Source organism: Pseudonocardia oroxyli (assembly GCF_900102195.1).
Classification (GTDB): Bacteria; Actinomycetota; Actinomycetes; order Mycobacteriales; family Pseudonocardiaceae; genus Pseudonocardia; species Pseudonocardia oroxyli.
Window position 1 is genome coordinate 337,574 of sequence record NZ_FNBE01000002.1, and the last position, 25,825, is coordinate 363,398.

The 25,825-nt window shown below is 72.9% G+C and carries 34 protein-coding genes; 30 read left to right on the plus strand and 4 right to left on the minus strand.

Features of this window, described 5'->3' with window-relative positions; genetic code table 11:
* Positions 1-6 precede the first annotated feature (6 nt).
* The 19 genes from rpsS (at position 7) to map (ending at position 9,652) form a co-directional block, all read left to right on the plus strand.
* Entirely contained in the window at positions 7-288 is a 282-nt protein-coding gene (gene rpsS, locus BLS43_RS04295; protein ID WP_020622935.1) for a 30S ribosomal protein S19, read from the plus strand.
* Between the two features lie 39 nt (positions 289-327).
* Complete coding sequence (gene rplV / locus BLS43_RS04300) at positions 328-750, plus strand: 50S ribosomal protein L22 (protein ID WP_093077470.1); 423 nt, start codon at positions 328-330, stop codon at positions 748-750.
* Positions 750-1,583 (plus strand): 30S ribosomal protein S3, encoded by an 834-nt coding sequence (gene rpsC, locus BLS43_RS04305; protein ID WP_093076986.1) that lies wholly within the window; start codon positions 750-752, stop codon positions 1,581-1,583. The genes rplV and rpsC overlap by 1 nt, the downstream gene beginning before the upstream one ends.
* A gap of 3 nt (positions 1,584-1,586) precedes the next feature.
* Entirely contained in the window at positions 1,587-2,006 is a 420-nt protein-coding gene (rplP, locus tag BLS43_RS04310) for a 50S ribosomal protein L16 (protein WP_093076989.1), read from the plus strand.
* Positions 2,006-2,242, plus strand: a complete 237-nt coding sequence (gene rpmC / locus BLS43_RS04315) for a 50S ribosomal protein L29 (protein WP_093076991.1) — start codon at positions 2,006-2,008, stop codon at positions 2,240-2,242. The genes rplP and rpmC overlap by 1 nt, the downstream gene beginning before the upstream one ends.
* A complete protein-coding gene (rpsQ, locus tag BLS43_RS04320; RefSeq protein ID WP_093076994.1) occupies positions 2,239-2,505 on the plus strand; it encodes a 30S ribosomal protein S17 in 267 nt (88 codons plus the stop codon). Before rpmC ends, rpsQ begins: the two co-directional genes overlap by 4 nt.
* Complete coding sequence (rplN, locus tag BLS43_RS04325; RefSeq protein WP_093076997.1) at positions 2,502-2,870, plus strand: 50S ribosomal protein L14; 369 nt, start codon at positions 2,502-2,504, stop codon at positions 2,868-2,870. Before rpsQ ends, rplN begins: the two co-directional genes overlap by 4 nt.
* A 1-nt stretch (position 2,871) precedes the next feature.
* Positions 2,872-3,201: a 50S ribosomal protein L24 gene (gene rplX, locus BLS43_RS04330; RefSeq protein ID WP_093077000.1), complete on the plus strand. Its 330-nt coding sequence runs from the start codon at positions 2,872-2,874 to the stop codon at positions 3,199-3,201.
* A gap of 1 nt (position 3,202) precedes the next feature.
* Complete coding sequence (gene rplE, locus BLS43_RS04335) at positions 3,203-3,766, plus strand: 50S ribosomal protein L5 (RefSeq protein ID WP_093077003.1); 564 nt, start codon at positions 3,203-3,205, stop codon at positions 3,764-3,766.
* Positions 3,767-3,770: 4 nt separating this feature from the next.
* The gene (locus BLS43_RS04340) at positions 3,771-3,956 is read left to right on the plus strand and encodes a type Z 30S ribosomal protein S14 (RefSeq protein WP_093077005.1); all 186 of its coding nucleotides are present in this window, start codon (positions 3,771-3,773) and stop codon (positions 3,954-3,956) included.
* Between the two features lie 76 nt (positions 3,957-4,032).
* On the plus strand, positions 4,033-4,431 hold the full coding sequence (rpsH, locus tag BLS43_RS04345) for a 30S ribosomal protein S8 (protein WP_093077008.1): 399 nt from the start codon (positions 4,033-4,035) through the stop codon (positions 4,429-4,431).
* A gap of 14 nt (positions 4,432-4,445) precedes the next feature.
* Positions 4,446-4,982, plus strand: a complete 537-nt coding sequence (rplF, locus tag BLS43_RS04350; RefSeq protein WP_093077010.1) for a 50S ribosomal protein L6 — start codon at positions 4,446-4,448, stop codon at positions 4,980-4,982.
* Entirely contained in the window at positions 4,982-5,386 is a 405-nt protein-coding gene (gene rplR / locus BLS43_RS04355) for a 50S ribosomal protein L18 (RefSeq protein WP_093077012.1), read from the plus strand. Before rplF ends, rplR begins: the two co-directional genes overlap by 1 nt.
* Positions 5,387-5,417: 31 nt before the next feature.
* On the plus strand, positions 5,418-6,056 hold the full coding sequence (rpsE, locus tag BLS43_RS04360; RefSeq protein WP_093077015.1) for a 30S ribosomal protein S5: 639 nt from the start codon (positions 5,418-5,420) through the stop codon (positions 6,054-6,056).
* On the plus strand, positions 6,056-6,247 hold the full coding sequence (rpmD, locus tag BLS43_RS04365; RefSeq protein ID WP_093077017.1) for a 50S ribosomal protein L30: 192 nt from the start codon (positions 6,056-6,058) through the stop codon (positions 6,245-6,247). Before rpsE ends, rpmD begins: the two co-directional genes overlap by 1 nt.
* Positions 6,247-6,696 carry a 50S ribosomal protein L15 gene (gene rplO / locus BLS43_RS04370; protein ID WP_093077020.1) on the plus strand — a complete coding sequence of 150 codons (450 nt, stop codon included), beginning with the start codon at positions 6,247-6,249 and terminating at the stop codon, positions 6,694-6,696. Before rpmD ends, rplO begins: the two co-directional genes overlap by 1 nt.
* A gap of 125 nt (positions 6,697-6,821) precedes the next feature.
* On the plus strand, positions 6,822-8,129 hold the full coding sequence (gene secY / locus BLS43_RS04375; RefSeq protein ID WP_093077023.1) for a preprotein translocase subunit SecY: 1,308 nt from the start codon (positions 6,822-6,824) through the stop codon (positions 8,127-8,129).
* Between the two features lie 138 nt (positions 8,130-8,267).
* Complete coding sequence (locus tag BLS43_RS04380; protein WP_093077026.1) at positions 8,268-8,813, plus strand: adenylate kinase; 546 nt, start codon at positions 8,268-8,270, stop codon at positions 8,811-8,813.
* 38 nt (positions 8,814-8,851) lie between these two features.
* A complete protein-coding gene (gene map / locus BLS43_RS04385) occupies positions 8,852-9,652 on the plus strand; it encodes a type I methionyl aminopeptidase (protein ID WP_093077472.1) in 801 nt (266 codons plus the stop codon).
* Positions 9,653-9,724: 72 nt separating this feature from the next.
* On the opposite strand, the gene BLS43_RS04390 is transcribed toward map, so the two are convergent.
* Positions 9,725-10,975 carry an MFS transporter gene (locus BLS43_RS04390; protein WP_093077029.1) on the minus strand — a complete coding sequence of 417 codons (1,251 nt, stop codon included), beginning with the start codon at positions 10,973-10,975 and terminating at the stop codon, positions 9,725-9,727.
* Between the two features lie 239 nt (positions 10,976-11,214).
* On the opposite strand from BLS43_RS04390, the gene infA reads away from it, so the two are divergent.
* The 8 genes from infA to truA all read left to right on the plus strand — a co-directional run bounded on the left by infA (position 11,215) and on the right by truA (position 15,892).
* Positions 11,215-11,436 (plus strand): translation initiation factor IF-1, encoded by a 222-nt coding sequence (gene infA / locus BLS43_RS04395; RefSeq protein WP_010228514.1) that lies wholly within the window; start codon positions 11,215-11,217, stop codon positions 11,434-11,436.
* A gap of 28 nt (positions 11,437-11,464) precedes the next feature.
* Positions 11,465-11,578, plus strand: coding sequence for a 50S ribosomal protein L36 (gene rpmJ, locus BLS43_RS04400; RefSeq protein ID WP_015883600.1), 114 nt, complete (start codon positions 11,465-11,467; stop codon positions 11,576-11,578).
* Positions 11,579-11,739: 161 nt separating this feature from the next.
* Complete coding sequence (gene rpsM / locus BLS43_RS04405; RefSeq protein ID WP_093077032.1) at positions 11,740-12,120, plus strand: 30S ribosomal protein S13; 381 nt, start codon at positions 11,740-11,742, stop codon at positions 12,118-12,120.
* Complete coding sequence (rpsK, locus tag BLS43_RS04410) at positions 12,120-12,527, plus strand: 30S ribosomal protein S11 (protein ID WP_093077035.1); 408 nt, start codon at positions 12,120-12,122, stop codon at positions 12,525-12,527. The genes rpsM and rpsK overlap by 1 nt, the downstream gene beginning before the upstream one ends.
* A 20-nt stretch (positions 12,528-12,547) precedes the next feature.
* The gene (gene rpsD / locus BLS43_RS04415) at positions 12,548-13,153 is read left to right on the plus strand and encodes a 30S ribosomal protein S4 (protein WP_093077037.1); all 606 of its coding nucleotides are present in this window, start codon (positions 12,548-12,550) and stop codon (positions 13,151-13,153) included.
* A gap of 108 nt (positions 13,154-13,261) precedes the next feature.
* A complete protein-coding gene (locus BLS43_RS04420; RefSeq protein ID WP_093077039.1) occupies positions 13,262-14,308 on the plus strand; it encodes a DNA-directed RNA polymerase subunit alpha in 1,047 nt (348 codons plus the stop codon).
* A 2-nt stretch (positions 14,309-14,310) separates the two neighbouring features.
* Positions 14,311-15,057, plus strand: a complete 747-nt coding sequence (rplQ, locus tag BLS43_RS04425; protein WP_093077042.1) for a 50S ribosomal protein L17, sunset domain variant — start codon at positions 14,311-14,313, stop codon at positions 15,055-15,057.
* A 10-nt stretch (positions 15,058-15,067) separates the two neighbouring features.
* On the plus strand, positions 15,068-15,892 hold the full coding sequence (truA, locus tag BLS43_RS04430) for a tRNA pseudouridine(38-40) synthase TruA (protein WP_245707283.1): 825 nt from the start codon (positions 15,068-15,070) through the stop codon (positions 15,890-15,892).
* An 8-nt stretch (positions 15,893-15,900) separates the two neighbouring features.
* On the opposite strand, the gene BLS43_RS04435 is transcribed toward truA, so the two are convergent.
* Positions 15,901-17,667, minus strand: coding sequence for a hypothetical protein (locus BLS43_RS04435; protein WP_093077044.1), 1,767 nt, complete (start codon positions 17,665-17,667; stop codon positions 15,901-15,903).
* Between the two features lie 25 nt (positions 17,668-17,692).
* Between BLS43_RS04435 and BLS43_RS04440 the strand changes: the two genes are divergently transcribed.
* Both BLS43_RS04440 and eccB read left to right on the plus strand, forming a co-directional pair.
* Positions 17,693-18,133, plus strand: a complete 441-nt coding sequence (locus BLS43_RS04440) for a nucleoside deaminase (protein WP_093077047.1) — start codon at positions 17,693-17,695, stop codon at positions 18,131-18,133.
* A 101-nt stretch (positions 18,134-18,234) separates the two neighbouring features.
* Positions 18,235-19,515 carry a type VII secretion protein EccB gene (eccB, locus tag BLS43_RS04445; protein ID WP_093077050.1) on the plus strand — a complete coding sequence of 427 codons (1,281 nt, stop codon included), beginning with the start codon at positions 18,235-18,237 and terminating at the stop codon, positions 19,513-19,515.
* Between the two features lie 4 nt (positions 19,516-19,519).
* On the opposite strand, the gene BLS43_RS04450 is transcribed toward eccB, so the two are convergent.
* Both BLS43_RS04450 and BLS43_RS04455 read right to left on the minus strand, forming a co-directional pair.
* The gene (locus tag BLS43_RS04450; RefSeq protein WP_093077053.1) at positions 19,520-20,713 is read right to left on the minus strand and encodes a S8 family serine peptidase; all 1,194 of its coding nucleotides are present in this window, start codon (positions 20,711-20,713) and stop codon (positions 19,520-19,522) included.
* Complete coding sequence (locus tag BLS43_RS04455; protein WP_176921158.1) at positions 20,710-22,080, minus strand: EsaB/YukD family protein; 1,371 nt, start codon at positions 22,078-22,080, stop codon at positions 20,710-20,712. The genes BLS43_RS04450 and BLS43_RS04455 overlap by 4 nt, the downstream gene beginning before the upstream one ends.
* Before the next feature lie 95 nt (positions 22,081-22,175).
* On the opposite strand from BLS43_RS04455, the gene eccCa reads away from it, so the two are divergent.
* Positions 22,176-25,817 carry a type VII secretion protein EccCa gene (gene eccCa, locus BLS43_RS04460; RefSeq protein ID WP_093077059.1) on the plus strand — a complete coding sequence of 1,214 codons (3,642 nt, stop codon included), beginning with the start codon at positions 22,176-22,178 and terminating at the stop codon, positions 25,815-25,817.
* Positions 25,818-25,825: the final 8 nt, after the last annotated feature.

Below are 25,825 nucleotides of genomic sequence, written 5' to 3' on the forward strand. Positions count from 1 at the left end.
TAAGACATGCCGCGCAGCCTGAAGAAGGGCCCGTTCGTCGACGACCACCTGCTCAAGAAGGTGGACGCCCTCAACGAGTCCGGCAAGAAGACCGTCATCCGCACCTGGAGCCGACGGTCCACCATCATCCCGGACATGATCGGCCACACGATCGCCGTGCACGACGGGCGCAAGCACGTCCCGGTGTTCGTGTCCGACTCGATGGTCGGCCACAAGCTGGGGGAGTTCGCTCCCACCCGCACGTTCCGTGGCCACATCAAGGACGACCGCAAAGCGCGTCGGCGCTAAGCGGACCGAGTAGCAGCGTAAGGAGAGGTGGAGAACAGCATGGCCGACACAGCCAGCAGCACCGCCGACGCCGCGCTCGAGCCCGCTCGAGCGCTGGCCAAGGCGCGGTTCGTGCGCATGTCGCCGACCAAGTGCCGTCGTGTCGTGGACCTGGTCCGCGGCCTGCCGGTGAACGAGGCCCTCGCGATCCTGCGGTACTCGCCGCAGGCCGCGGCGGAGCCCGTGGCGAAGGTCGTGGCGTCCGCCGCGGCGAACGCCGAGAACAACTTCGACATGGACCCGGAGACCCTCGTGGTCGCCGTCGCCATGGTCGACGAGGGCCCGACGCTGAAGCGGATCCGGCCGCGCGCCCAGGGGCGTGCGTACCGCATCCGCAAGCGGACGAGCCACATCACGATCGAGGTCGAGTCCGCCCCGGCGAAGACCGCCCGTCGTGGTGCTGCGAAGGGGAGGGCCCGCTGATGGGTCAGAAGATCAATCCGCACGGCTTCCGCCTGGGTATCACCACGGACTGGAGCTCGCGCTGGTACGCGGACAAGCAGTACGCGGAGTACGTGAAGGAAGACGTCGAGATCCGCCGCATGCTCTCCAAGGGCATGGAGCGGGCCGGCATCGCCAAGGTCGAGATCGAGCGCACCCGGGACCGCGTGCGGGTGGACATCCACACTGCGCGCCCGGGCATCGTGATCGGGCGCCGCGGCGCCGAGGCCGACCGGATCCGCAGCAGCCTCGAGAAGCTCACCAAGAAGCAGGTGCAGCTGAACATCCTCGAGGTCAAGAACTCGGAGTCGACCGCGCAGCTCGTGGCGCAGGGTGTCGCGGAGCAGCTGTCCAACCGTGTCGCCTTCCGGCGCGCGATGCGCAAGGCCATCCAGTCGGCCATGCGCTCGCCGCAGGTCAAGGGCATCCGGGTGCAGTGCTCCGGCCGTCTCGGCGGCGCGGAGATGTCGCGTTCGGAGTTCTACCGGGAGGGTCGCGTCCCGCTGCACACGCTGCGCGCGGACATCGACTACGGCCTGTTCGAGGCCCGCACCACCTTCGGCCGCATCGGCGTGAAGGTGTGGATCTACAAGGGTGACGTCGTCGGCGGTCGCCGCGAGGGCGCCCCGGCCGCCGCCGAGGCGCCGGGCCGTGGCCCGCGCCGCGAGCGTCCGGCCCGCCGTCGCTCCGGTGCCTCGGGCACCACGGCGACCAGCACGGACGCCGGGCGCGCAGCGGCCGAGCAGTCCGGTGGCGGCACCGCCACCGCGACCGAGGCTCCTGCGGCTCCGGCCGAGACCTCTGGGGAGAACTGAGCCATGCTGATCCCCCGCAAGGTGAAGCACCGCAAGCAGCACCGTCCGCACCGGACGGGGATGTCCACCGGTGGCACCCGGGTCACGTTCGGCGACTTCGGGATCCAGGCGCTCGAGCCGGCCTACGTCACCAACCGCCAGATCGAGTCGGCGCGTATCGCGATCAACCGGCACATCAAGCGTGGTGGCAAGGTCTGGATCAACGTCTTCCCGGACCGCCCGCTGACCAAGAAGCCCGCCGAGACCCGCATGGGTTCCGGTAAGGGCTCGCCCGAGAAGTGGGTGACCAACGTCAAGCCCGGCCGGGTGCTCTTCGAGATGAGCTACCCCAACGAGGAGCTTGCCCGCGAGGCCCTGCGCCGCGCGATCCACAAGCTGCCCATGAAGTGCCGGATCGTGACCCGTGAGGGTGGTGACATCTGATGGCGGCCACCACTGCTGCCGAGCTGCGTGAGCTGACCGACGAGGAGCTCGTGCTGCGGGTCAAGGAGTCCAAGGAGGAGCTGTTCAACCTCCGATTCCAGATGGCGACCGGGCAGCTGGACAACAACCGGCGGCTGCGTACCGTCCGGCACGACATCGCGCGGATCTACACGGTCATGCGCGAGCGCGAGCTGGGTCTGTCGGCCGCACCGAGCGACGATGAGGGCGCGGCATGAGCGACGAGAAGACGCGCGGGGAGCGGAAGGTCCGTGAGGGCCTGGTCGTGTCCGACAAGATGGACAAGACCATCGTGGTCACCCTCGAGGACCGCGTGAAGCACCCGCTGTACGGCAAGGTCATCCGGCGGACCAGCAAGGTCAAGGCGCACGACGAGGCCAACACGGCCGGCGTCGGCGACCGCGTCCGGCTGATGGAGACCCGGCCGCTGTCCGCCACCAAGCGGTGGCGGCTGGTCGAGATCCTGGAGAAGGCGAAGTGATCCAGCAGGAGTCGCGGCTGCGCGTCGCCGACAACACCGGTGCCAAGGAGATCCTGTGCATCCGGGTGCTGGGCGGTTCGGCGCGGCGCTACGCGGGCATCGGCGACACCATCGTCGCCACCGTGAAGGACGCGATCCCGGCCGCCGGTGTGAAGCGCGGTGACGTCGTCAAGGCCGTCATCGTTCGCACCGTCAAGGAGAAGCGTCGTCCGGACGGCAGCTACATCCGGTTCGACGAGAACGCCGCCGTCCTGATCAAGGACAACGGCGAGCCGCGGGGGACCCGCATCTTCGGTCCGGTCGGTCGCGAGCTTCGCGACAAGAAGTTCATGAAGATCATCTCCCTCGCCCCGGAGGTGTTGTGAGATGAAGGTCAAGAAGGGCGACACGGTTCTCGTCATCGCCGGCAAGGACAAGGGCGCCAAGGGCAAGGTCATCCAGGCCTACCCCGAGCGTGACCGGGTCCTCGTCGAGGGCGTGAACCGGATCAAGAAGCACACGCGGGTGAGCCAGAACCAGCGGGGCGCGCAGTCCGGCGGGATCGTCACCCAGGAGGCGCCCATCCACGTCTCGAACGTGATGGTCGTCGACTCGGACGGCACGCCGACGCGCGTCGGCAAGAAGCTGGTCGAGGGCGAGGACGGGGCCAAGGCCCGTCGCGTCCGGATCTCCCGCAAGTCCGGGAAGGAGATCTGAGATGACCACGGCTGAGAAGGTCAACCCGCGCCTCAAGCAGCGCTACCTCGACGAGATCAAGGGCGAGCTGCAGGAGCAGTTCTCCTATGGCAACGTCATGCAGATCCCGGGCGTCGTCAAGGTCGTCGTGAACATGGGTGTCGGAGACGCCGCCCGTGACTCGAAGCTGATCGACGGTGCCGTGCGGGACCTGGCCACCATCACCGGGCAGAAGCCGCAGGTCCGCCGGGCCACCAAGTCCATCGCGCAGTTCAAGCTGCGTGAAGGCATGCCGATCGGCGCGAAGGTCACCCTCCGCAACGACCGGATGTGGGAGTTCCTGGACCGGCTGCTGACCATCGCGCTGCCGCGCATCCGCGACTTCCGTGGCCTGTCCGGCACGCAGTTCGACGGGCGTGGCAACTACACCTTCGGTCTCACGGAGCAGAGCATGTTCCACGAGATCGACCCGGACTCGATCGACCGGCCGCGTGGCATGGACATCACCGTCGTGACCACGGCGACCACGGACGAGGAAGGCCGGGCGCTCCTGCGCCGCCTCGGCTTCCCCTTCAAGGAGAACTGAGCAGATGGCGAAGAAGGCGCTCAAGATCAAGGCCGCCAAGGCCCCGAAGTTCAAGGTGCGCGGGTACACCCGCTGCCAGAAGTGCGGGCGTCCGCGTGCGGTCCTGCGCAAGTTCGGCCTGTGCCGCGTGTGCGTCCGCGAGATGGCCCACGCCGGCGAGCTGCCGGGCGTCCGCAAGAGCAGCTGGTAAACACACCAGCTGTCGTTTCGTTCGCCGTAGGCCCCGGCCCGAGCCGGGGAACCACGGCGGGGAAGAGACACCGACTATGACGATGACCGATCCGATCGCAGACATGCTCACGCGTCTGCGGAACGCGAACTCGGCCTATCACGACCAGGTCACGATGCCGCACTCCAAGCTGAAGGTCGCCATTGCGGAGATCCTGCAGAAGGAGGGCTACATCGCGAGCCACCACACCGAGGACGCCGAGGTCGGCAAGTCCCTGGTTGTCGAGCTGAAGTACGGCCGGAACCGCGAGCGCAGCGTCGCCGGGCTCCGCCGGGTCTCGAAGCCGGGCCTGCGGGTCTACGCGAAGTCGACCAACCTGCCGCGCGTCCTCGGTGGCCTGGGCATCGCGATCATCTCGACGAGCCAGGGCCTCATGACCGACAAGCAGGCGTACCGGAGCGGCGTGGGCGGGGAAGTCCTCGCCTACGTCTGGTGAGAGGGGAGTAGCGAATGTCCCGCATCGGGAAGCTGCCGATCACCGTTCCGGCCGGTGTCGACGTGAAGATCGACGGCCAGACCGTCACCGTCAAGGGCCCGAAGGGCACCTTGTCCCACACCGTCATCGCGCCGATCACGGTCGTGCTCGAGGACGGCGTCGTGCAGGTCGAGCGGCCTGACGACGAGCGCAAGACCAAGGCCTACCACGGCCTGTCCCGCACCCTGGTGAACAACCTCGTCGAGGGCGTCACCAAGGGCTACGAGAAGAAGCTCGAGATCGTCGGCGTCGGTTACCGCGTGGCGCTCAAGGGTCAGAACCTCGAGTTCGCCCTGGGCTTCTCGCACCCGGTCGTCGTCGAGCCGGCCGAGGGGATCTCCTTCGCCGTCGAGTCGCCGACCAAGTTCTCGGTCTCCGGGATCGACAAGCAGCTGGTCGGCGAGACCGCGGCGAACATCCGCAAGATCCGCAAGCCGGAGCCCTACAAGGGCAAGGGCGTGCGGTACGCCGGCGAGAACGTCCGCCGCAAGGTCGGGAAGACGGGTAAGTGATGGCCGAGACGATTTCTGCGAACGCCAAGAAGCGCACCGGTTCGCGGGTGTCCGCCACCCGTCGGCGTGGGGTCACCCGCCGGCACGCCCGGCTGCGCAAGAAGATCAGCGGCAGCCCCGCCCGTCCGCGCCTCGCGGTCAAGCGGAGCTCCCGCCACCTGCACGTCCAGCTGATCGACGACGTCGCGGGCCACACGCTGGCCCACGCCTCGACGCTCGACGCGGACGTCGCCGCCCTCGAGGGCGACAAGAAGGCCAAGGCCGCGAAGGTCGGCGAGCTCATCGCCGAGCGGGCCAAGGCCGCAGGCGTCGAGGCGGTCGTGTTCGACCACGGTGGCTTCGGCTACCACGGTCGGATCGCGGCCCTCGCCGACGCCGCCCGCGAGGGAGGCCTGAAGTTCTGATGCACAAGTTCGAGATGGAAGGGACCGTCTGATGCCGGGACGTACGCGGCGCGAGGGCGGTGGACCCGGCGGCGGCCAGAACTCTGGTGGCAACGACCGTCGGGACCGCCGTGACGGAGGCCGTGGCGGGGCGGCCCAGGACAAGACCCCGTACATCGAGCGACTCGTCACGATCAACCGTGTCGCCAAGGTCGTGAAGGGTGGTCGTCGCTTCAGCTTCACCGCCCTCATGATCGTCGGCGACGGCGACGGCCTGGTCGGCGTGGGCTACGGCAAGGCCAAGGAGGTCCCGGCCGCGATCGCCAAGGGTGTCGAGGAGGCGAAGAAGAACTTCTTCCGCGTCCCCCGCATCGGCGGCACGATCGTGCACCGGGTCCAGGGCGAGGCGGCGGCGGGCGTGGTCATGCTGCGCCCGGCCAGCCCCGGTACCGGTGTCATCGCCGGTGGCCCGGTCCGCGCGGTGCTGGAGTGCGCGGGCATCCACGACATCCTGTCCAAGTCGCTGGGCTCGGACAACGCGATCAACATCGTGCACGCCACGGTGGCCGCGCTGAAGCAGATCCAGCGTCCGGAGGAGGTGGCGGCCCGCCGCGGGCTACCGCTCGAGGACGTCGCCCCGGCCTCCATGCTGCGTGCACGGGCCGAGGCGGCCCAGGCTGCGAGGGCGTGATGGCCGACAAGAAGCTGATCGTCACGCAGGTCAAGTCCGCCATCGGCGGGCAGCGCAACCAGCGTGAGTCCCTGAAGGCCCTCGGCCTGCGCAAGATCCGCCAGTCCCAGGAGTGGCCGGACACGCAGCAGGTCCGCGGGCTGATCAACACCGTGCGTCACCTGGTGACCGTGGAGGAGGTGAAGTCCTGATGAGCGACTCGATCAAGGTTCACCACCTGCGTCCGGCCCCCGGGGCCAAGACCGCCAAGACCCGCGTGGGTCGTGGTGAGGGCTCCAAGGGCAAGACGGCCGGTCGCGGTACCAAGGGCACCAAGGCCCGCAAGACCGTGTCCCCGGCCTTCGAGGGCGGGCAGATGCCGCTGCACATGCGGCTGCCCAAGCTCAAGGGCTTCAAGAACCGGTTCCGGACCGAGTTCCAGGTCGTGAACGTCGGCGACCTGGCCGTGCTCTTCCCGAAGGGCGGCGAGGTCACCCCCGAGGCCCTCGTCGAGGCCGGTGCGGTCCGCAAGGGCCAGCCGGTCAAGGTCCTCGGCAACGGCGAGCTCGACGGTGTCAAGCTGACCGTGTCCGCCAACGCCTTCTCCGGCTCCGCCAAGGAGAAGATCGAGGCCGCGGGCGGCTCCGTCACCGCGCTCTGAGGCAGTACCACCGGCGACGCCGTCCGTACGGTCCGGCCCCCTGAGGGGCCGCCGAACGGGCGGCGTCGTCGCTGTTAGAGTCGGTTCCCGCCCAGGTTCATGGGCAGACCAGGAGGATCACCGAGGTGCTCAGCGCTTTCCGGGCGGCCCTCACGACCCCGGATCTCCGGAAGAAGATCCTCTTCACCCTCGGGGTCGTGGCCGTCTACCGGCTGGGGGCGAACATCCCGTCGCCCGGCGTGTCCTACCCGAACGTGCAGGAGTGTCTCCGGCAGGTCGAGGGCAGTGAGAACGCGGGCATCTACTCGCTGATCAACCTGTTCTCCGGCGGCGCGCTGCTGCAGCTGTCCATCCTCGCGCTGGGGATCATGCCGTACATCACGGCGTCGATCATCATCCAGCTGCTCACCGTGGTCATCCCGCGGTTCGAGGCGCTGAAGAAGGAAGGCCAGTCCGGCCAGAACAAGCTGACGCAGTACACCCGCTACCTCACGATCGCCCTGGCGATCCTGCAGGCCACGGGCATCGTGTCGCTGGCGAACTCCGGTGCGTTGCTGGGCAACTGCCCGGGCATCATCCCGGACGACTCGGTCTTCAACCTCGCGGTCATCGTCATCGTGATGACGGCGGGCACGGCCATCGTCATGTGGCTGGGCGAGCAGGTCACGGAGAAGGGCGTCGGCAACGGCATGTCGTTGCTGATCTTCGCCTCGATCGCGCACCGCATCCCGGCCGAGGGCATGAACATCCTGAACAACGCGGGCCCGCTCGTCTTCGCGGGCGTCTGCGTGTTCGGCCTAGCGATCATCGTCAGCGTCGTCTTCGTGGAGCAGGGGCAGCGCCGCATCCCGGTCCAGTACGCCAAGCGGATGGTCGGGCGGCGGATGTACGGCGGCACGTCGACGTACCTGCCGCTGAAGGTCAACCAGGCGGGCGTCATCCCGGTGATCTTCGGATCCTCGCTGCTGTACCTGCCGGACCTCGTGGCCCGGCTCGTCGGGAACGACGGCGGCTGGTTCCAGCAGTTCGTGCAGACCTACCTGGTCGACCAGTCCAACTGGCTGCACATCCTCCTGTACGTCGCGCTCATCATCTTCTTCACCTACTTCTACGTGGGCATCACGTTCAACCCGGAGGAACGGGCGGACGAGATGAAGAAGTTCGGGGGCTTCATCCCCGGCATCAGGCCCGGTCGTCCGACCGCGGAGTACCTGAACTTCGTGCTCAGCCGGATTACCCTCCCCGGCTCGCTCTACCTGGGCATCATCGCGGTCCTGCCGAACTTCTTCCTGGGCGTCACGGGCTCGGGTCAGAACCAGAACTTCCCCTTCGGCGGCACCGCGGTGCTGATCATGGTCGGGGTCGGGCTGGACACCGTGAAGCAGATCGAGAGCCAGCTGATGCAGCGGAACTACGAGGGTTTCCTGCGTTAGAGTGCGATCAGGGGGCCTTGTTCGACAGGCCGTCGAAGTTGCATCATCGACAGGCCCGCGGCCCTCAGGCCTCCGGGACTCGCGTACGCCGCCACCGTCGGTGGCCCAGGAGCAGAAAGCTAGGAGGTCGAGTACCCAGTGCGACTCGTTCTCGTCGGCCCGCCCGGAGCCGGGAAGGGCACCCAGGCCGCGCGCCTCGCGGAGACCCTCGACATCCCCCACATCTCCACGGGCGACCTCTTCCGCGCCAACCTGAAGGACGAGACGCCGCTCGGCCTCGAGGCCAAGAAGTACATGGACGCGGGCGACCTGGTCCCGGACTCGGTGACCGTCGGCATGGTGAAGGACCGCCTGGCGGACTCCGACACCGCGAAGGGCTTCATCCTCGACGGGTTCCCGCGCACGGTGTCGCAGGCGGACTCCCTGGCGGAGATCCTCGGCGGCCTCGGCGTCGAGCTGGACGCCGTCGTGCAGTTCGAGGTCCCGGACGAGGAGCTCGTGCAGCGGCTGCTCGGTCGGGGGCGCTCGGACGACACCGAGGACGTCATCCGCAACCGGCAGCAGGTGTACCGGAGCGAGACCGCGCCGCTGCTGGAGTACTACGCCGACCGGCTCGTCGTGGTGGACGCCGTCGGCGAGGTCTCCGAGGTCACCGACCGCGTCACCGCGGCACTCGACAAGTAGGGGCACCGACCGAGTTGGCTGGACGACGAGGCGGCGTGCTGGGCGCGCTGGCACGACTGCGGGGGCGCGACATCGAGCTCAAGAGCCCGACCGAGATCGAGGCGATGCGCGCGGCCGGTGCGGTCGTCGCGGCCGCGCTGGCGGCGGTCTCGGAGCAGGCCAAGCCCGGCGTCTCGACCGCCGAGCTCGACGCGGTGGCCGAGCAGGTCATCCGCGACGCGGGCGCCGTCCCGTCCTTCCTCGGTTACCACGGCTTCCCGGCGAGCATCTGCGCGTCGGTGAACGACCGGATCGTCCACGGGATCCCCTCGGCGAGCGACGTGCTCGCCGAGGGGGACCTGATCTCCGTCGACTGCGGGGCGATCCTCGACGGGTGGCACGGCGACTCGGCCGTGACCATCGCCGTCGGCAGCGTGTCCGAGGCCGACCTGGCCCTGTCGAAGGCCTGCGAGGCCGCGATGTGGGCGGGCATCGAGGCGGTCCGCCCCGGCGGGCGCCTCACCGACATCTCCTACGCGATCCAGGAGGCCTGCAAGGCCGCCGCCATCGCGGACCGGGCGGACTACGGGATCGTCGCCGAGTACGGCGGTCACGGCATCGGCACCTCGATGCACATGGACCCGTTCCTGCCCAACCACGGCGAGCCGGGCAAGGGCCCGAAGCTCGTCCCCGGCATGGCGCTGGCGATCGAGCCGATGCTCACCGCGGGCGACCCGGAGACCCGCGAGCTCGAGGACGGCTGGACGGTCGTCACGGAGTCCGGCTCGCGTGCGGTGCACTGGGAGCACACCGTCGCCGTCACCGAGCGCGGCCACAGCGTCCTGACCCTCCCGGCGTAGCGGCCCCGCCGCCTGTGAGCGGTAAGTGGTGCTCCAGCACCACTTACCACGCACGAGTGCCGACGGCGCAGGTCACAGCGGGTGGGCGAGCTCGTCCTTCGGCAGGCGCCAGATCAGCAGGGCGAGGACGGCCAGGGGGAGGGGCACGAGACCGGCGAGGAGGAACGTCGTCGGGATGCCGACGGCCTCGCCGACCGGGCCCGCGAGTGCGGTCGACACCGGCATCAGGGCCAGGGACACGAAGAAGTCCAGGCTGGAGACCCGGCCGAGCAGGTGCGGCGGCACCCGACGCTGGAGCAGCGTGCCCCAGATGACCATCGCGGCGCCGTGCGCGGCACCCACGACGGCGACGATCGCGCCCATCGTCCACAGCTGGTCGGCGAACCCGACGAGGGCCAGCGGGACCCCGCCCACGCCCCACAGCAGGATCATCACGGTCAGATAGCGGCGCGGCATGCGGCCGACGCTGGCGAGCAGGGAACCCACCGCGCCGCCCGCCCCGAACAGGGCGAGCACCAGGGCGTACCCGCCCGGCCCGGACGCCGTCTGGTCCCGGACCGCGAAGGGCAGCAGCACCTCGATCGGCCCGATCACCAGCAGCACGAGGAGCACGGCGAACAGCAGCGTGGCGAACAGCCAGCCGGTGTGCAGGAAGTAGCGGAATCCCTCGCCGAGGTCGGACAGGACCGACGACGGCTCCCGTTCGGTCTCCGGCGGCACCCGCATGAACAGCAGCGGGACCAGGGCGAGGAGGTAGCCCGCCGCGGCGCCGCCGAGGGCGTACCCCGGCCCGAACCCGGCGACCAGCACACCCGCGAGCGCGGGCCCCGCCGCGTACATCGCGACCGGGCGCAGGATGCCCTCCAGGCCGTTGGCCGCCAGCAGCTCGTCGGCGGGCAGCAGCGTGGGGAGGACGGCGGAGTAGGCGGGGAAGAAGAAGGCCTCGGCCGCGCCGACCACGAACGCGACGGCGGCGAGGCTCCACAGCTCCAGCGTGCCGGTCAGGGCGAGCCCGGCGGCCAGCCCGGCCATCGCGATCCGGACGGTCTCGACGAGCCGGAGCAGCAGCCGTCGGGAGATCCGGTCCGCGGCCACCCCGCCCAGCAGCACCGACAGCAGCAGCCCGGTGGCCGCGGCCGCGCTCACCAGCGACAGCTGCGCGGGCCCGCCGCCGAGCTCGATGACCTGGTAGACGAGCGCGACGATCCACAACCCGCTGGCGAACAGGCTCGCCGCCATGGACGCGGCGAGCAGCGCGTAGTCGCGGTGCCGGAAGGGGCGCAGCGCGCGGGGGAGGCGGGACGTACCGGTCGTCACGGGCATACTGGACCACCTGCACCGGGGTCGAGGTCAAGCCGATTCCCCGCGGATCCCCCGCCGATCCCCCTCGGTCTCGGGCGCGTGTACCCCCTCTGCGCACGTGCCGTCAAGCACACGTACACTGGACCATCGGCGCGCCGTGTGGCGCCGGTTCCGGTCGTGTCTCGTGCCCTCTGGTCCCGCCCCCGCTGCCCTGCGTGCCTGCACCACCCACAGGAAACCTGTCACGGAACGCGGAGGCTATGGCCAAGAAGGACGGGGCGATCGAGGTCGAGGGCCGGGTCGTCGAACCCCTGCCGAACGCGATGTTCCGCGTGGAGCTGGAGAACGGGCACCGAGTCCTCGCGCACATCAGCGGGAAGATGCGGCAGCACTACATCCGAATCCTCCCTGAGGACCGGGTGGTCGTGGAGCTCTCTCCGTACGACCTCTCCCGCGGCCGCATCGTCTACCGCTACAAGTGACGACTCACGACCAGAAGGATCGACAGACGTGAAGGTCAAGCCGAGCGTCAAGCCGATCTGCGACAAGTGCAAGGTGATCCGCCGTCACGGGCGGGTCATGGTGATCTGCGAGAACCTGCGCCACAAGCAGCGCCAGGGCTGATCACCGCTTGAAGCGGTAAGGCACAGCTCAACAGAGGAACCCGACGGACCTGCCGTCCCAGACGAGGGGCGGTACACCTCCGGTACCGGGCCGGAGCCGGGGCCAGTCACCCCGGACGGCCGTCGGGAGTACCCGGCACGACACAAGGAGACACCAGCCGCATGGCACGACTCTCTGGTGTCGACCTCCCCCGCGACAAGCGGATGGAGGTCGCACTGACCTACATCTACGGGATCGGGCGTTCCCGCTCCCTCGAGATCCTGGCTGCGACGGACATCAGCAAGGACCTGCGCAGCAAGGACCTGACCGACGAGCAGCTCGCCTCGCTCCGCGAGTACATCGAGGCGAACCTCCGCGTCGAGGGTGACCTCCGCCGCGAGGTCCAGGCCGACATCCGGCGCAAGATCGAGATCGGGTGCTACCAGGGCATCCGGCACCGTCGCGGACTTCCGGTCCGTGGCCAGCGCACCAAGACCAACGCGCGCGGCCGCAAGGGCCCGAAGAAGACGGTCGCCGGTAAGAAGAAGGCAGGTAAGAAGTAATGCCGCCCCGCACCCGTGGTGCGGCGGGACCCAAGAAGGTCCGCCGCAAGGAGAAGAAGAACGTCGCGCTGGGCCACGCCCACATCAAGTCGACGTTCAACAACACCATCGTGTCCATCACGGACCCGACCGGTGCCGTCATCGCGTGGGCCTCGGCCGGTCACGTCGGCTTCAAGGGCTCGCGCAAGTCCACGCCGTTCGCGGCGCAGATGGCCGCCGAGTCCGCCGCCCGCAAGGCGGCCGAGCACGGCATGAAGAAGGTCGACGTCTTCGTCAAGGGCCCGGGTTCGGGCCGCGAGACCGCGATCCGTTCGCTCCAGGCCGCAGGCCTCGAGGTCGGGACGATCTCGGACGTCACCCCCCAGCCGCACAACGGATGCCGCCCGCCCAAGCGGCGCCGGGTCTAAGGGAAAGGGAGTAACAACTCATGGCTCGTTACACCGGACCCATGACTCGCAAGTCCCGCCGACTGAAGGTCGACCTCGTCGGCGGCGACCAGGCGTTCGAGCGTCGCCCTTACCCGCCCGGTCAGCACGGCCGGATCCGGATCAAGGAGACCGAGTACCTCCTGCAGATGCAGGAGAAGCAGAAGGCGCGCTTCGCCTACGGCGTGCTGGAGAAGCAGTTCCGCAGCTACTACGAGGAGGCGAACCGCCGTTCCGGCAAGACCGGTGACGAGCTGCTCCGCATCCTCGAGTCGCGGCTGGACAACGTCGTCTACCGGGCGGGCCTCGCGCGCACCCGGCGGATGGCGCGCCAGCTGGTGAACCACGGGCACTTCCTGGTCAACGGCCAGAAGGTGAACATCCCCAGCTTCCGCGTCTCGCAGTACGACATCATCGACGTCAAGCCGAAGAGCATGGCGCTGGACCCGTTCGTGATCGCCAAGGAGCTCGTCGGCGACCGTCCGGTGCCGGCCTGGCTGCAGGTCGTGCCGTCGACCCTGCGGATCCTCGTGCACCAGCTCCCGGAGCGGGCGCAGATCGACACGCAGGTCACCGAGCAGCTGATCGTCGAGCTCTACTCGAAGTAAGGCTGTATCCCCCGGGCGCGTGCGTCCGGTCCCCCCGCCCTGCAGTGGGGCGGGGGGCTCACTGCGGCATCAAATAGTGGGTGTCGCGGCCTACGAAGGAGTCACACCGTGCTGATCTCTCAGCGCCCCACCCTCACCGAGGACTCGGTCACCGAGACCCGGTCGCGGTTCGTCATCGAGCCGCTCGAGCCCGGCTTCGGCTACACACTCGGCAACTCGCTCCGCCGCACGCTGCTGTCGTCCATCCCGGGCGCGGCCGTGACCAGCATCCGCATCGACGGCGTGCTCCACGAGTTCACCACGGTCCCGGGGGTGAAGGAGGACGTCACCGACATCATCCTGAACCTCAAGGAGCTGGTGGTCTCCTCCGAGGAGGACGAGCCGGTCACGATGTACCTGCGCAAGCAGGGCCCCGGCGCGGTCACCGCGGGGGACATCGTCCCCCCGGCCGGCGTCACCGTGCACAACCCGGACCTGCACATCGCCACGCTGAACGACAAGGGCCGCCTCGAGGTGGAGCTCGTCGTCGAGCGGGGTCGTGGCTACGTCCCGGCCATGCAGAACAAGGCCACCGGCGCCGAGATCGGCCGCATCCCGGTCGACTCGATCTACTCGCCGGTGCTCAAGGTGACCTACAAGGTCGAGGCCACCCGTGTCGAGCAGCGCACGGACTTCGACAAGCTGGTGCTGGACGTCGAGACCAAGCCCAGCATCGGCCCGCGTGACGCGCTGGCGTCGGCGGGCAAGACCCTCGTCGAGCTGTTCGGCCTCGCCCGCGAGCTGAACGTCGACGCCGAGGGCATCGAGATCGGTCCGTCGCCGCAGGAGGCGGACACCATCGCGGCCTTCGCGATGCCGATCGAGGAGCTGGACCTCACCGTCCGGTCCTACAACTGCCTCAAGCGCGAGGGCATCCACACCGTGGGTGAGCTCGTCGGGCGCAGCGAGGCGGACCTGCTGGACATCCGCAACTTCGGCGCGAAGTCGATCGACGAGGTCAAGATGAAGCTCGTCGGCCTCGGCCTCGCCCTGAAGGACAGCCCGCCCGGGTTCGACCCGTCCGCCGCTGCCTCCGACTACGGCAGCGACGGTGGCTACGACGCCGACCCGTTCGGCGACGACGGCCAGGACTACGCAGAAACGGAGCAGTTGTAGCCATGCCTCAGCCCACCAAGGGTGCCCGCCTCGGCGGGTCGCCCGCTCACCAGCGGCTGATCCTGGCCAACCTGGCGACCGCGCTGTTCCAGCACGGCCGGATCACCACCACCGAGGCCAAGGCCCGGCGGCTCCGTCCGTACGCCGAGCGGCTGATCACGAAGGCGAAGCAGGGCGACCTGCACAACCGCCGTCAGATCATGAAGGTCATCCGCGACAAGTCGGTCGTGCACCGGCTCGTCGAGGAGATCGGCCCGTTCTACGCGGACCGCAACGGTGGCTACACCCGGATCACCAAGACCATGCCGCGCAAGGGCGACAACGCCCCCATGGCCGTGATCGAGCTGATCCAGCAGAAGACCGTCACCGACGAGGCCAACCGTGCTCGCCGGGCCGCGGCCTCGCAGGCGGCCACCACCGCCGAGCCCGAGGTGACCGAGGAGAAGATCGAGGCCGCTCAGACGGACTCGACCGAGGCCGCCGAGGCACTGCAGGTTGCGGAGGTCGAGGAGTCGGCGTCGACCAACGAGGCGCCCTACGGCGAGGGCAGCCACGCCCCGCTGGAGGACCCGGCCGAGGCCCCCGAGGGCTTCGAGATCAAGGGCAACGCGGACTCGATGCTGTACCACGTCCCCGGTTCGTCGCACTACGACCGCACCGTGGCCGAGGTCTGGTTCGCCACCCCCGAGGCCGCCGAGGCCGCCGGTTTCTCGCTGCCGAAGTCCCAGCAGGAGACCGACTCTGAGTGAGTCCTCCCCTGTGAACGAGCCCGCCGTCCTCCCGGACGGCGGGCTCGCTCGCTTTCGCCTGGACGTCTCCTACGACGGCACGGACTTCTCCGGCTGGGCGGTCCAGCCCGGTCTGCGGACCGTGCAGGGCGTGCTGACGGACGCGCTGTCCCGGGTCCTGCGCGCCGAGGTCTCGCTGACCGTCGCCGGCCGGACGGACGCCGGGGTGCACGCGTCGGGCCAGGTCGTGCACGCGGATCTCGACGACTCCCTCGACCCGGTCTGGCTGGTGCGGCGGCTGGCCCGGATCCTCCCGTCGGACGTCCGGGTGCGCGCCGTGACGCCCGTGCCCCCCGCGTTCGACGCCCGGTTCGCGGCCCTGCGCCGCCACTACGCGTACCGCGTCGCCGTGACCCCGTGGGGTGCGGATCCGCTGCGCGCCCGCGACACCATGTCCTGGCCGTACCCGGTGAGTCTGGAGGCGGTCAACGCCGCCTCGGCCCTGCTGGTGGGCGAACACGACTTCGCGGCCTACTGCAAGCATCGCGAGGGCGCCACCACGGTCCGGGGGCTGGAGCGGTTCACCTGGTCCGCGGCGGACGGTGTGCTGACCGCACAGGTCTCGGCGGACGCCTTCTGCCACAGCATGGTCCGCAGCCTCGTGGGCGCGATGCTGGAGGTGGGCCGGGGCCGCAAGCCGGTCGACTGGCCGGCCTCGCTGCTGGCCCGCCGGGAGCGCGAGTCCGGCATCCCGGTCGCCCCCGCCCACGGCCTGACGCTGGTGGGTGTGGACTACCCCGCCGACGCCGAGCTCGCGGCGCGCACCGAGATCACCCGCAACGTCCGCACCCGGTGAACGGCGCGTCAGCGGCCGCGGAGCTCGCGGACGTTGACCACCAGCAGGAGCAGCGCGGCCAGGGCCAGTGAGCCCGCCAGCACGATCTTCCAGCCGCTCAGCAGGGCGATCACCAGGCCCGTCACCACCAACGCGGTGATCGCGAGGCCTGCCAGGCTGGCGGCGAACTCGACGGAGCGCCGCCGCGCCACCGACTCGACGATCGCGAACGCGACGAGCCCCACCGCGAACCACAGCAGCGTGGACAGGTGCGGCCAGTAGAGCAGCGCGCCGAGCCCGCCGATGAGCACCGGGATGGACAGCGCGGCCCAGACCCGCAGGAAGCGCGAGCGGAGGTCCGCGGGCACCACGTAGGGCAGGTGCGGGCGGTTCAGATGGGCGTCCGGCGGGCCCGGCGGGCGGGGGCGGGCGAGCCGGTCGGACTGGACGTCGATCTCCTCGGTGAGTCGCACCCGCTCGGCGACGAGCCCCGCCAGGGCCGTCTCGCGGGCGCGCAGCTCCTCGAGGTGCGCGGGGCGGCCGGGGGCGGCGTCGGTGTGGGCGGTGAGCGAACGGATCTCGGCGTACAGCCCGCGGACCGCGAGCCGTTCGCCCGCGATCTCGGTCTCCAGCTCGTCCACCCGGACCTGCAGGAGCTTCATCCGCTCCTCGAGCGCGGCGACCTCCTCGTCCGCGGTGGCGGGCACCTTGTCCAGGCCCGCCCAGCCGAGCGGGTCCGCCCAGGAGCGGCGGACCGACCCGTCGCGCTCGTAGCGGGGTCCCGCGGGCGCCCGCTCGCCGCCGAAGGAGTCCTTCGTGTCCAGGCCCCACAGGCCCCGGTAGTCCCGGATCCAGGGGGTGCCGTCGTCCACCGGGACCCGGGTCCACGCGGTGAGCGCGACGCCGTCGCCCCGGGCGTAGTCGATGAACGGGATGTCGAAGCTGCCGGTGCCCGGCTCGGGCGCGAACGGCATCAGCCAGCGGCGCATCCGCTGGATCGTGCGCAGGACCGCCCGCAGCGCGGGCAGCCCGACGCTGACGACGTAGTCCCCGGCGACGAACGCGTGCGAGTGCGAGCCCGCGCCGGGGTAGAGGACCGGGTGGTCACCGGACCGGTCCAGCAGCGGGTCGTCCCAGCGGCGGCGCAGGTCGTCCCCGGTGTGGTCGTGCGAGGAACCCGCGACCCAGGCGGGCACGAGCTCGTTCTCGCCGCCGTTCTCGCCCGGGACGAGGTAGACGCAGACGTTCTCCCAGTCGGCCTCGTGGTCGTTGACCCCGTGGAAGGTCGAGCGCCAGTCGTTGAAGGCGTAGAAGTACCAGTACTGCAGCACGGTATAGCCCGCGCTGCGCACGACCCGCCCGTAGTAGGTCGCCCCGTGCAGGTCCTTGCTGCCCTGGTGGGCCGCCGCGACCAGGCCGTTCGGGACCTTGCCGCGCACCAGCAGCGACAGCCGCAGCAGGACGTCGATCAGCCGGGCGATCACCCCCACCGCGGCGAACCGCCCGATCCCGCCGACCCGCGGCCGGTCCGTGCGCCGCCAGCGGCGGACCTCCTTGGCGCGCAGGGACTTCTGCACGAACCGCAGGTGCATCCGGTGCTCGCGGCGCCGACGCCCCTGCTCGGCCAGCGACTCCAGGGTGAGCTCCCCGGCGGGCACGACCGGGGTGTCCCGCTCGTCCCAGAGCGAGCAGCGGGCGACGTAGTCGTCCACGGCGATCGGCAGGAACAGCTCGCCGTGGGTGTAGCGCAGGATCGGTTCGTACCGGCGGAGGAGGTCGAGGTCCGCTGGTTCCACGCCGCCAGGGTATTACGTTCGTGCCATGAACCATGGGCTGGAGATCGCGTTGGAGGAGGCCCGGGCGGGGCTGGCGTCGGGCGGGATCCCGATCGGGGCCGCGCTCCTGGGGCCGGACGGCGAGGTGTTGGGCCGCGGCCACAACCGTCGGGTCCAGGACGACGACCCGTCGGTCCACGGGGAGACGGCGGCCTTCCGGAACGCGGGCCGCCAGCGGGACTACCGGCGCACCACGATGGTCACCACCCTCTCGCCGTGCTGGTACTGCAGCGGCCTGATCCGCCAGTTCGGCATCGGCGCGGTGGTCATCGGCGAGGCGCGGACCTTCCACGGCGGGCACGACTGGCTCGCCGAGCACGGCGTGACGGTCACCGTGCTCGACGACCCGCGCTGCGTCGGGCTGATGGAGGACTTCATCGCCGCGCGGCCGGAGCTCTGGAACGAGGACATCGGGGTCGCCGAATAGTTCCGTTCCGCCCCGGGGAGCGGTCCCTGCGGGCTACCGTCCGGCGGTGGTGATCCCCCGCCGTCCCGTGCCGTCATGATCCCCCGCCCACCCGCGCCGTCATGATTCCCCGCCCACCCGCGACCAGGGACCAGGCCGACGCCCACCGCTACGGTCTGCGCCGGCTGGAGGCGGCACTGGTCCGCGCGGACCCCGTGCCGCTGCACGAGCAGCTGCGGTCCCAGCGGCGCGCCACCCTGGTCGGCGCCGTGCTGGCGGTGCTGGGCCTGGTCGCGGTGGCCGTGTACGCCGCGTTCGCGCCGCGGCCCGAGTGGTCGCGGGAGTCCATCGTGGTCGGGACGCCGTCGGGGGCGGTGTTCGCCGTGCTGCGCGACCCCGAGCGGCTCGTCCCGGTGGTGGACGCCGTCGCGGCCCGCCTGGTCCTGGCCGCGGCGGGGCAGCCGCCCGGAGAGCCGCGACTGGTGCCGGACGAGGTGCTCGCCACCGCCGCGCGCACCCCGCCCGCCGCGGTGTCGGGAGCCACCGGGGTGCGGCCCGCCCCGATGCCGGGCGGCTGGGGCGTGTGCGACGGCCCCGACGGGGTGGTGGTCCTGGCGGGCGCGGCGACCGGCGGCGGCGAACCGGTGCGGGCGCTCTGGGCGCGGACGCCGGGCGGCGACACGGTCGCCGTGGTGGACGGCGTGCGGCACCCGGTCGGGGACGAGTCCGTGCGCACCGCGTTGGGGCTCGGCGCCCGGGCGCCGGTGACGGTCCCCGCGGCCGTCCTGTCCGCCCTCCCGGAGGGGCCCGCGTTCGCCCTCCCCGAGGTCGCCGGGGGAGCGGGCCCCGCCGCCGTACCGGGCCGGCCCGGGGACGTGCTGAGCACCACCGGCGTCGACGGCCGGGTGCGCCTGTACGCGGTGCTGCCCGGCGGGGTGCAGGAGGTGCCCGCGACCGTCGCCGAGGTCCTCCGGGCGCGCGGCGGGGCCGGACCGCGGGAGGTGGCGCCCGCCGTGGTGGCCGAGGCGCCCCAGCGCAGCGTCCTGCCCGTCGCGGCTTGGCCCGGCGCCGCGCCGACGTGGGAGGAACCGACCGGACCGGTGTGCGCGACCTGGTCGGGGCGCTGGGGGCTGAGCGCGGGGGAGCCGCCGATCGCGGCCGGTGCCGCGCGGGTCGACGGCGTGCTGGTGGCGGGGGCGGGCGCCGTCCGGTCGACCTCGCCGACGGGCGGCGGAACGGTGTGGCTGGTCTCGGCCGCCGGCGTCGCCTACGGCGTGGCGGACGCGGCCACGGCCGCCGCCCTCGGTCTGCCGCCTGCGCTCCCCGAGGTCCCCGAGAGCCTGCTCCGCCTGCTGCCCCGGGGCGGCACCGTCGACCTGGCCCAGGCCGTCGGGGCAGGCTGACCGCTCAGGAACGCAGGCGCCGGGCGAGCAACGGCAGCGCGGCGACCAGGGCGGACACCGCCGCCACCGCGAGCAGCGGGACCCAGGTCGGGACCCGCGGTCGCGGGACGGCCGGGGCCGCGGCGGGGCGGGGGGCCACCGGATCGGCGGCGGTACCGGGCCGGGGCAGCGCGGTCAGGGCCGCGAGCGGGTCGACGACCCCCGCCCCGACCGCCTCCGGGTCGGCGGCCGGGACGCGGGCCGTCGCGACGAGGCGGTCGGCGACCGCGGCGGCGGACAGGCCCGGGAAGCGCTGCCGGACGAGCGCGGCCGCCCCGGCGACCACCGGCACCGCCAGGCTCGTGCCCTGCAGGGTCGGCGCGGTCAGGCCGCCCCCCGCGGCGAGCGAGCGCAGCGCGGTGCCGCGGGCGGCCAGATCGACCCACGGCCCGCGGACGGTGAAGGCCGCGGGAGCGTCGTCGGGCGTGGTGGCGCCGACGACGAGCACGCCGTCGGCGAGCGGACCGCCCGCCGCGGTCCCCACGCCCGCGGGGAGCGGGACCTCCCCGGGGGCGCCGGTGCAGCCGCCGGAGCCGACGTTGCCCGCGGCGGCGACCACGAGGACGTCCGCCTCCGCCGCCGCCCGCAGCGCCGCCGCCAACGGCCGTCCGACGGCCTCCGCGCGTGCCGCGTCCAGGCAGACGGTCTCGCTGACCGTCACCACCGAGGCACCGAGCCGCACCGCCCGCCCGAGCGCCGCGGCGAGCGTGGCCGTGTCCCCCGCCGCCCGGGCGCCGTCCCCCACGGGCACCGTGAACGACGGGCTGGCCTGGCGGATCGACACCACCTCGACCCCCGGCGCGACCCCGACGACGTCGTCCTCCGGGCTGGGGGTGGCGGCGAGGACCCCGGCGACCGCGGTGCCGTGGCCGTCGCAGTCGGTGAGGCCGTCGCCGCCGGTCAGGTAGTCGCCGCCGCCGGTCAGCGCGGCCAGCCGCGGATGCGGCGCGACCCCGGTGTCGATCACCGCGACCCGCACCCCGGCGCCGTCGGCGAGGGCGTGGACCTCGCGCAACGCGAGCCCGCCGCCCCCTCCGGTGCTCCCCGGCGCCACGCACTCGGTGACCTGCCGCAGCCCGTCCGCGGGCCCGGGCGCGGGGCCGGGTGCGAGAGGTCCGAGCGCGAGCAGCACCGCGGCCAGCGACCGGAGGGTGATCATGAGCCGCGGACCAGGGAGAACAGGTCCAGCGCGAGGACGGCGAGGGGCACGGCGAGGGCGGTCAGCGCGAGCTCGGCGAGATCCACCGTCCGCCGGGCGACCGGCCCCAGCGGTGGCCGGGACACCGTGGCGACGACGAGCAGCCCGCCGAGTCCCACCGCCAGCGCGGCGAGGCGGAGCCCCGGCGGGCCCGGCGCCACCACCGCGATCGCCGCGGCCGCGAGCACGGCGGCGCCCTGCTGGGCCCGCGCGGGCACGGCGGCGGCGAAGCCGCGCGCCCGCAGGGCGAGCACGACGCTGCAGACGACCCCGAACGCGGGCCCCCACCAGCCGGAGCCGGTGGCGGCGAGCACCGCGCCGCCCGCGACGAGGGTCGCGACCGCGAGGATCAGCGCGGCGAGGTGGCCGCGCGCGAGCGCGACGGCGCCGTCGGGCGGCCCGCCCGCCGGGTTCAGGCCCGCCAGACCGAGCGCCCACCGCGGCGCCAGCGGGGCCGCGAGCAGCGCGAACAACGCCGTCGCGGTCCCGACGCCCGCCGGTGAGGCTCCACTGACCAGCGCGAACGCGGCTCCCAGTGCTGTCGTCGACAGGACGAGAAAGACCGCGAGGACCGCGGGCGCCACGACCCGGAGCACGGCCTGCGCCGCGAACGCCGCGAGCGCGGCAGCCACCGCGGCGCCCAGCGGTCCGGCCGGGCCGGGGAGTGCCAGCCACCCGGCTGCCGCGGCGAGCGGAACCGCTGCCAGTGCCCAGGCGGTGCGCGCGGGGCGGCCCGCGGCGGGTCCGGCCGCGCCGGTCAGCGACTCGGGTCCGGGGTGGACGTCGTCCGGTCCATCGCCCGGTCCGGGGCGCCCGCCCTCCGGTCCGGCGCGGCCGGCGTCCGGCTCGCGGGTGATCGTCCGCGCCACGGCCGTCAGCAGCGCAGCGGAGGTGAGCAGACCGAGCACGGCGCCGACGACCGACCAGGTCGGGTCCGACCGCAGGCCGGCCAGCCCGAGGGCCAGGACCAGCGCCGCGGCCAGGCAGGCGAAGGCCGGTGTCGGGTCCGCGCCCCCGGCCCGGTCGGCGACCGCGGCGGCCAGCGCCTCCGGCAGGTCGTCGAAGCGCGGCGGGGCGGGGGCCGGGCGGGCCGGGCCGATCCGGAGCAGCTCCCCGTCCAGCACACCGAGCTGGGCGAGTGTGGCCGAGGGCGGCAGCGGTGCGCCCGCGACACCGTCCAGCCGCCAGGGCGCGGGCGCGCCGGACGGCGGCTCGTCGAACAGCTCGACGAGCATCGGCGCCAGCTCCGCCACGGCGACGTCCGCGGGCAGCGCGACGTCCACCGTGGACCGCGGCCCGAGCACCGTCACCCGCCGGTAACCCTCCACCGGTTCCTCCAAAACGCCTCGCGGGAGCGGGGGTCTGCCGCAGTATCGGCGGACCGGGCACCCGCGCGGGGCGTTTTGGCGACACTGGGGGCGAGATGGGCACGATCGCGGTGCGCAGGAGACGGCGCGACGTGCCGCCCGTGCCGTCGGGGGAGCTGCACCTGGAGCCGCCGCCGGAGCCGGAGCGCGCGGTCCCGCCCGGTGTGCTCGCCCGCGCGCTGCCGGTCGCGATGCTCCTCGGCTCGGCCGGGATCGTCGCGGTGATGGGGGTCCAGCACCCCACGTCGTGGGTGTTCGGCGGGATGTTCGCGATGTCGTCGGTCGGGATGCTGGTGGGCGGCGGGACCGCCCGCGGCGCCGAACGGACCGCCTCCCTCGACGAGGACCGCCGCGACTACCTCCGCTACCTCGCCGGGTTGCGCAGGCGGGCGCGGGCGGTCGCCGCGACCCAGCGCCGCGCGGTCGAGCACGTCCATCCCCCCGTCACCGCGTGGCCGGAGGTGCTCGCCGCGGGCAGGCTCTGGGAGCGCGACCCGGCGGACGACGACTTCGCCCACGTCCGGATCGGGCTCGGCCCGCAGCGCCTCGCCACCCCGCTGGTCGCGCCCCGCACCGGGCCTGTGGACGGCGTCGAACCCGTTGCGGCGCAGGCTATCCGGCGCCTGCTCGCGCACCACTCGGTGGTCCCCGGGCTGCCGGTCGCCGTCGACCTGCGGGCCCCGGTGTGGCTGGACGGGCCACCGGAGCGGGCCCGGGCGGTCGCCCGCGCCCTCGTCGTGGGGTTCGCGCTGTGGCACTCGCCCGCCGACGCCCGCGTCGCGGTGCTCGGCGACTCCGCATGGGACTGGGTGAAGTGGTTGCCGCACACGGCCCACGCGGTCGAGCAGGATGCGCTGGGCCCCGTCCGGATGCTGACCGGCGACCCGGACGTCCTCCGGCGGTGGTGGGCCGCCGACCCGGAGCCCCGGCAGCTGCTCGTCGTGGTCGACGGGCCGGAGGGCCCCGGGGCGTGGGCCGCGGCCGACGGGGTCGGGGTGCTGCGGGTCGGGGTCGCGGCCGGACGCCGCGAGGGCCCGTCGGTGGTCCGGGTGCGACTCGCCGACCCCGCGCCCGTCGAGACCCTCGACGCGCTGACCGCCGACGAGGCGCTGGCGGCGGCCCGGCGGCTCGCGCGGTACCGGCCCGAGGGCGCCGAACGGCGCCCGGGGCACACCGCCCACGGCCTGCTCGACCTGCTGGGTCTGCCCGGTCCCGGGCCGGCGGGCGTGGCGGCGCTGCGGGCCGGGCGCTCGGCCGCGGACCGGATGCGGGTGCCGCTGGGCGTCGACGACGTCGGTCGCCCGCTCCTGTTGGACCTCAAGGAGTCCGCGCTCGGCGGGAGCGGCCCGCACGGGCTCTGCGTGGGCGCCACCGGCTCGGGTAAGAGCGAGCTGCTGCGGGCGCTCGTGGTCGGCCTGGTCCTCGCGCACGGGCCGGACGAGCTGAACCTCGTGCTCGTCGACTTCAAGGGCGGCGCGACCTTCCTGGGGCTCACCGGGCTGCCGCACGTCTCGGCGGTCATCACGAACCTCGCCGACGAGCTGACCCTGGTCGACCGCATGGCGGACGCGGTCAGCGGCGAGATCACCCGGCGCCAGGAGCTACTGCGGGCCGCCGGGAACCTCGCCGGGATCGCCGAGTACGAGGCGGCCCGCCTCGCCGACCCCGGCCTGGCCCCGCTGCCCGTGCTGATGATCGTGGTCGACGAGTTCTCCGAGCTCGTGGCCCGGCGCCCGGAGCTGGTGGACCTGTTCGTGACCGTCGGTCGGCTGGGTCGCTCGCTGGGGCTGCACCTGCTGTTGGCGTCCCAGCGGCTCGACGAGGGCCGGTTGCGGGGGCTGGAGTCCCACCTGTCGTACCGGATCGCGCTGCGGACGTTCTCGGCCTCGGAGTCCCGGGCGGTCCTCGGCGTGCCGGACGCCCACGCCCTGCCCCCCACCCCCGGCTCGGCGATCCTCGCGGCGGGCACCGACCAGCTGGTGCGCTTCCGCGGGGCCTTCGTCTCCGGCGGGACCCGGCGGGTCCGGGCGGGCGCGCGGCGGATCCACCGGTTCACCGCCGCCCCGGTGGCCGCGCCCGCACCGCGCGAGGAGGCGGTCGAGGACTCGGTGCTGACGACCGCCGTCGCGGCGGTGACGGCACTCGGCGGCCCTGCGGCACACCGGGTCTGGCTCCCGCCGCTCGACGTCTCACCCGCGCTCGCCGACCTCCCGGTCGGCTCCGGGCTGCGGGTGGCGGTCGGTCTGGTCGACCGGCCCGCGCGGCAGCGGCGGGACCCGCTCGTCGTCGACCTGGCCGGGCCGGCGGGGCACGTCGCCGTCGCGGGCGGGCCGCGGTCGGGGAAGTCCACCGCGCTCGCGACGCTCGTCCGGGCGTTCGCCCGCGCCCACGACCCGACCGAGCTGGGTGTGCACGTCCTCGACCTCGGCGGCGGAGCGCTCGCCGCGCTCGAGGACCTCCCGCACGTCGGCACGGTCGCGGGGCGCGCCGAGCCCGACCGGGTGCGCCGGGTCCTCGCGGAGGTGGCGGGCGTCCTCGCGCGGCGCGAGGGGCTGTTCCGGGCCGAGGGGATCGGGTCGGTCGCGCAGTTCCGGGCCCGGCGGGCGGCGGGCGAGTCGTTCGGCGAGCCCGCCACCGACGTCCTGCTCGTAGTCGACGGGCTCGCGGCGTCCACCGCGGACTGGGCGGGGGGATGGGCCGCGGCCGACGAGGCGGCGGGATGGATCGCCGCGATCGCCCACCGCGGGCTGGCCTACGGCGTCCACCTCGCGGTGTCGGTGTCCCGCTGGGGTGAGCTGCGGCCCGCGGTGCGCGACCAGCTCGGGCTGCGGCTGGAGCTGCGGCTGGGCGAGCCGGGGGACTCCGATGTGGACCGCCGTCGGGCGGCCGCGGTCCCGGCCCGGCCCGGCCACGGGCTCGCCCCCGACGGAGACGCCATGGTGCTCGCCCACGGCACCGCGCCGGTCGCCCCCGGTCCCGCCTTCCCGCCGGTCCGGGTGCTCCCGGCCCGGATCGCCGCGGACGCCCTGCCGCCCGACGCGATCGGCGTCGACGAGGCGGGGGACCCCGTCCCGCTCGGCGCCGGACACCTGCTCTGCCTCGGCGACCCGGGCAGCGGCAAGACCGGGCTGCTCCGCCTCGTCGCGGACCGGGTGGCGCGGACCGACGCGCGGATCGTCGCGATCGACCCGCGCCGCGCCCTGCTCGGTGCGCTGCCCGCCGATCACGTCCTGGAGCACGCGGTCACGCCCACGGCCATCGCGGCGGCCGTCGGTGACCTGGTCGCCTCGCTGACCCGGCGCAGGCCGGGCCCCGAGGTCACCGCCGAGCGGCTCCGGGCGCGGGACTGGTGGAGCGGGCCCGAGGTCTGGGTCCTCGTCGACGACCACGACCTCGCGGTCCCGCCCGGCGCGGCGACGAACCCGTTGGCGCCCTTGGCCGAGCTGCTCGCCGACGGCGCGGACCTCGGCCTGCACGTCGTCCTGACCCGCCGGGTCGCGGGTGCCTCCCGGGCCCTGTTCGACCCGGTGCTCGCACGGCTGCGGGAGCTGGGCGGGCCCGCGATCGTGCTGCACGGTTCGCCGGACGAGGGGCCGCTGGTCGGCTCGGTCCGCGCGAGCGCCCAACCCCCGGGGCGCGGGGTGTGGGTGGACCGGGCGGGCACCCGGCCGGTGCAGCTCGGGTGGCGGGAGCCGTGAGCGGCGAT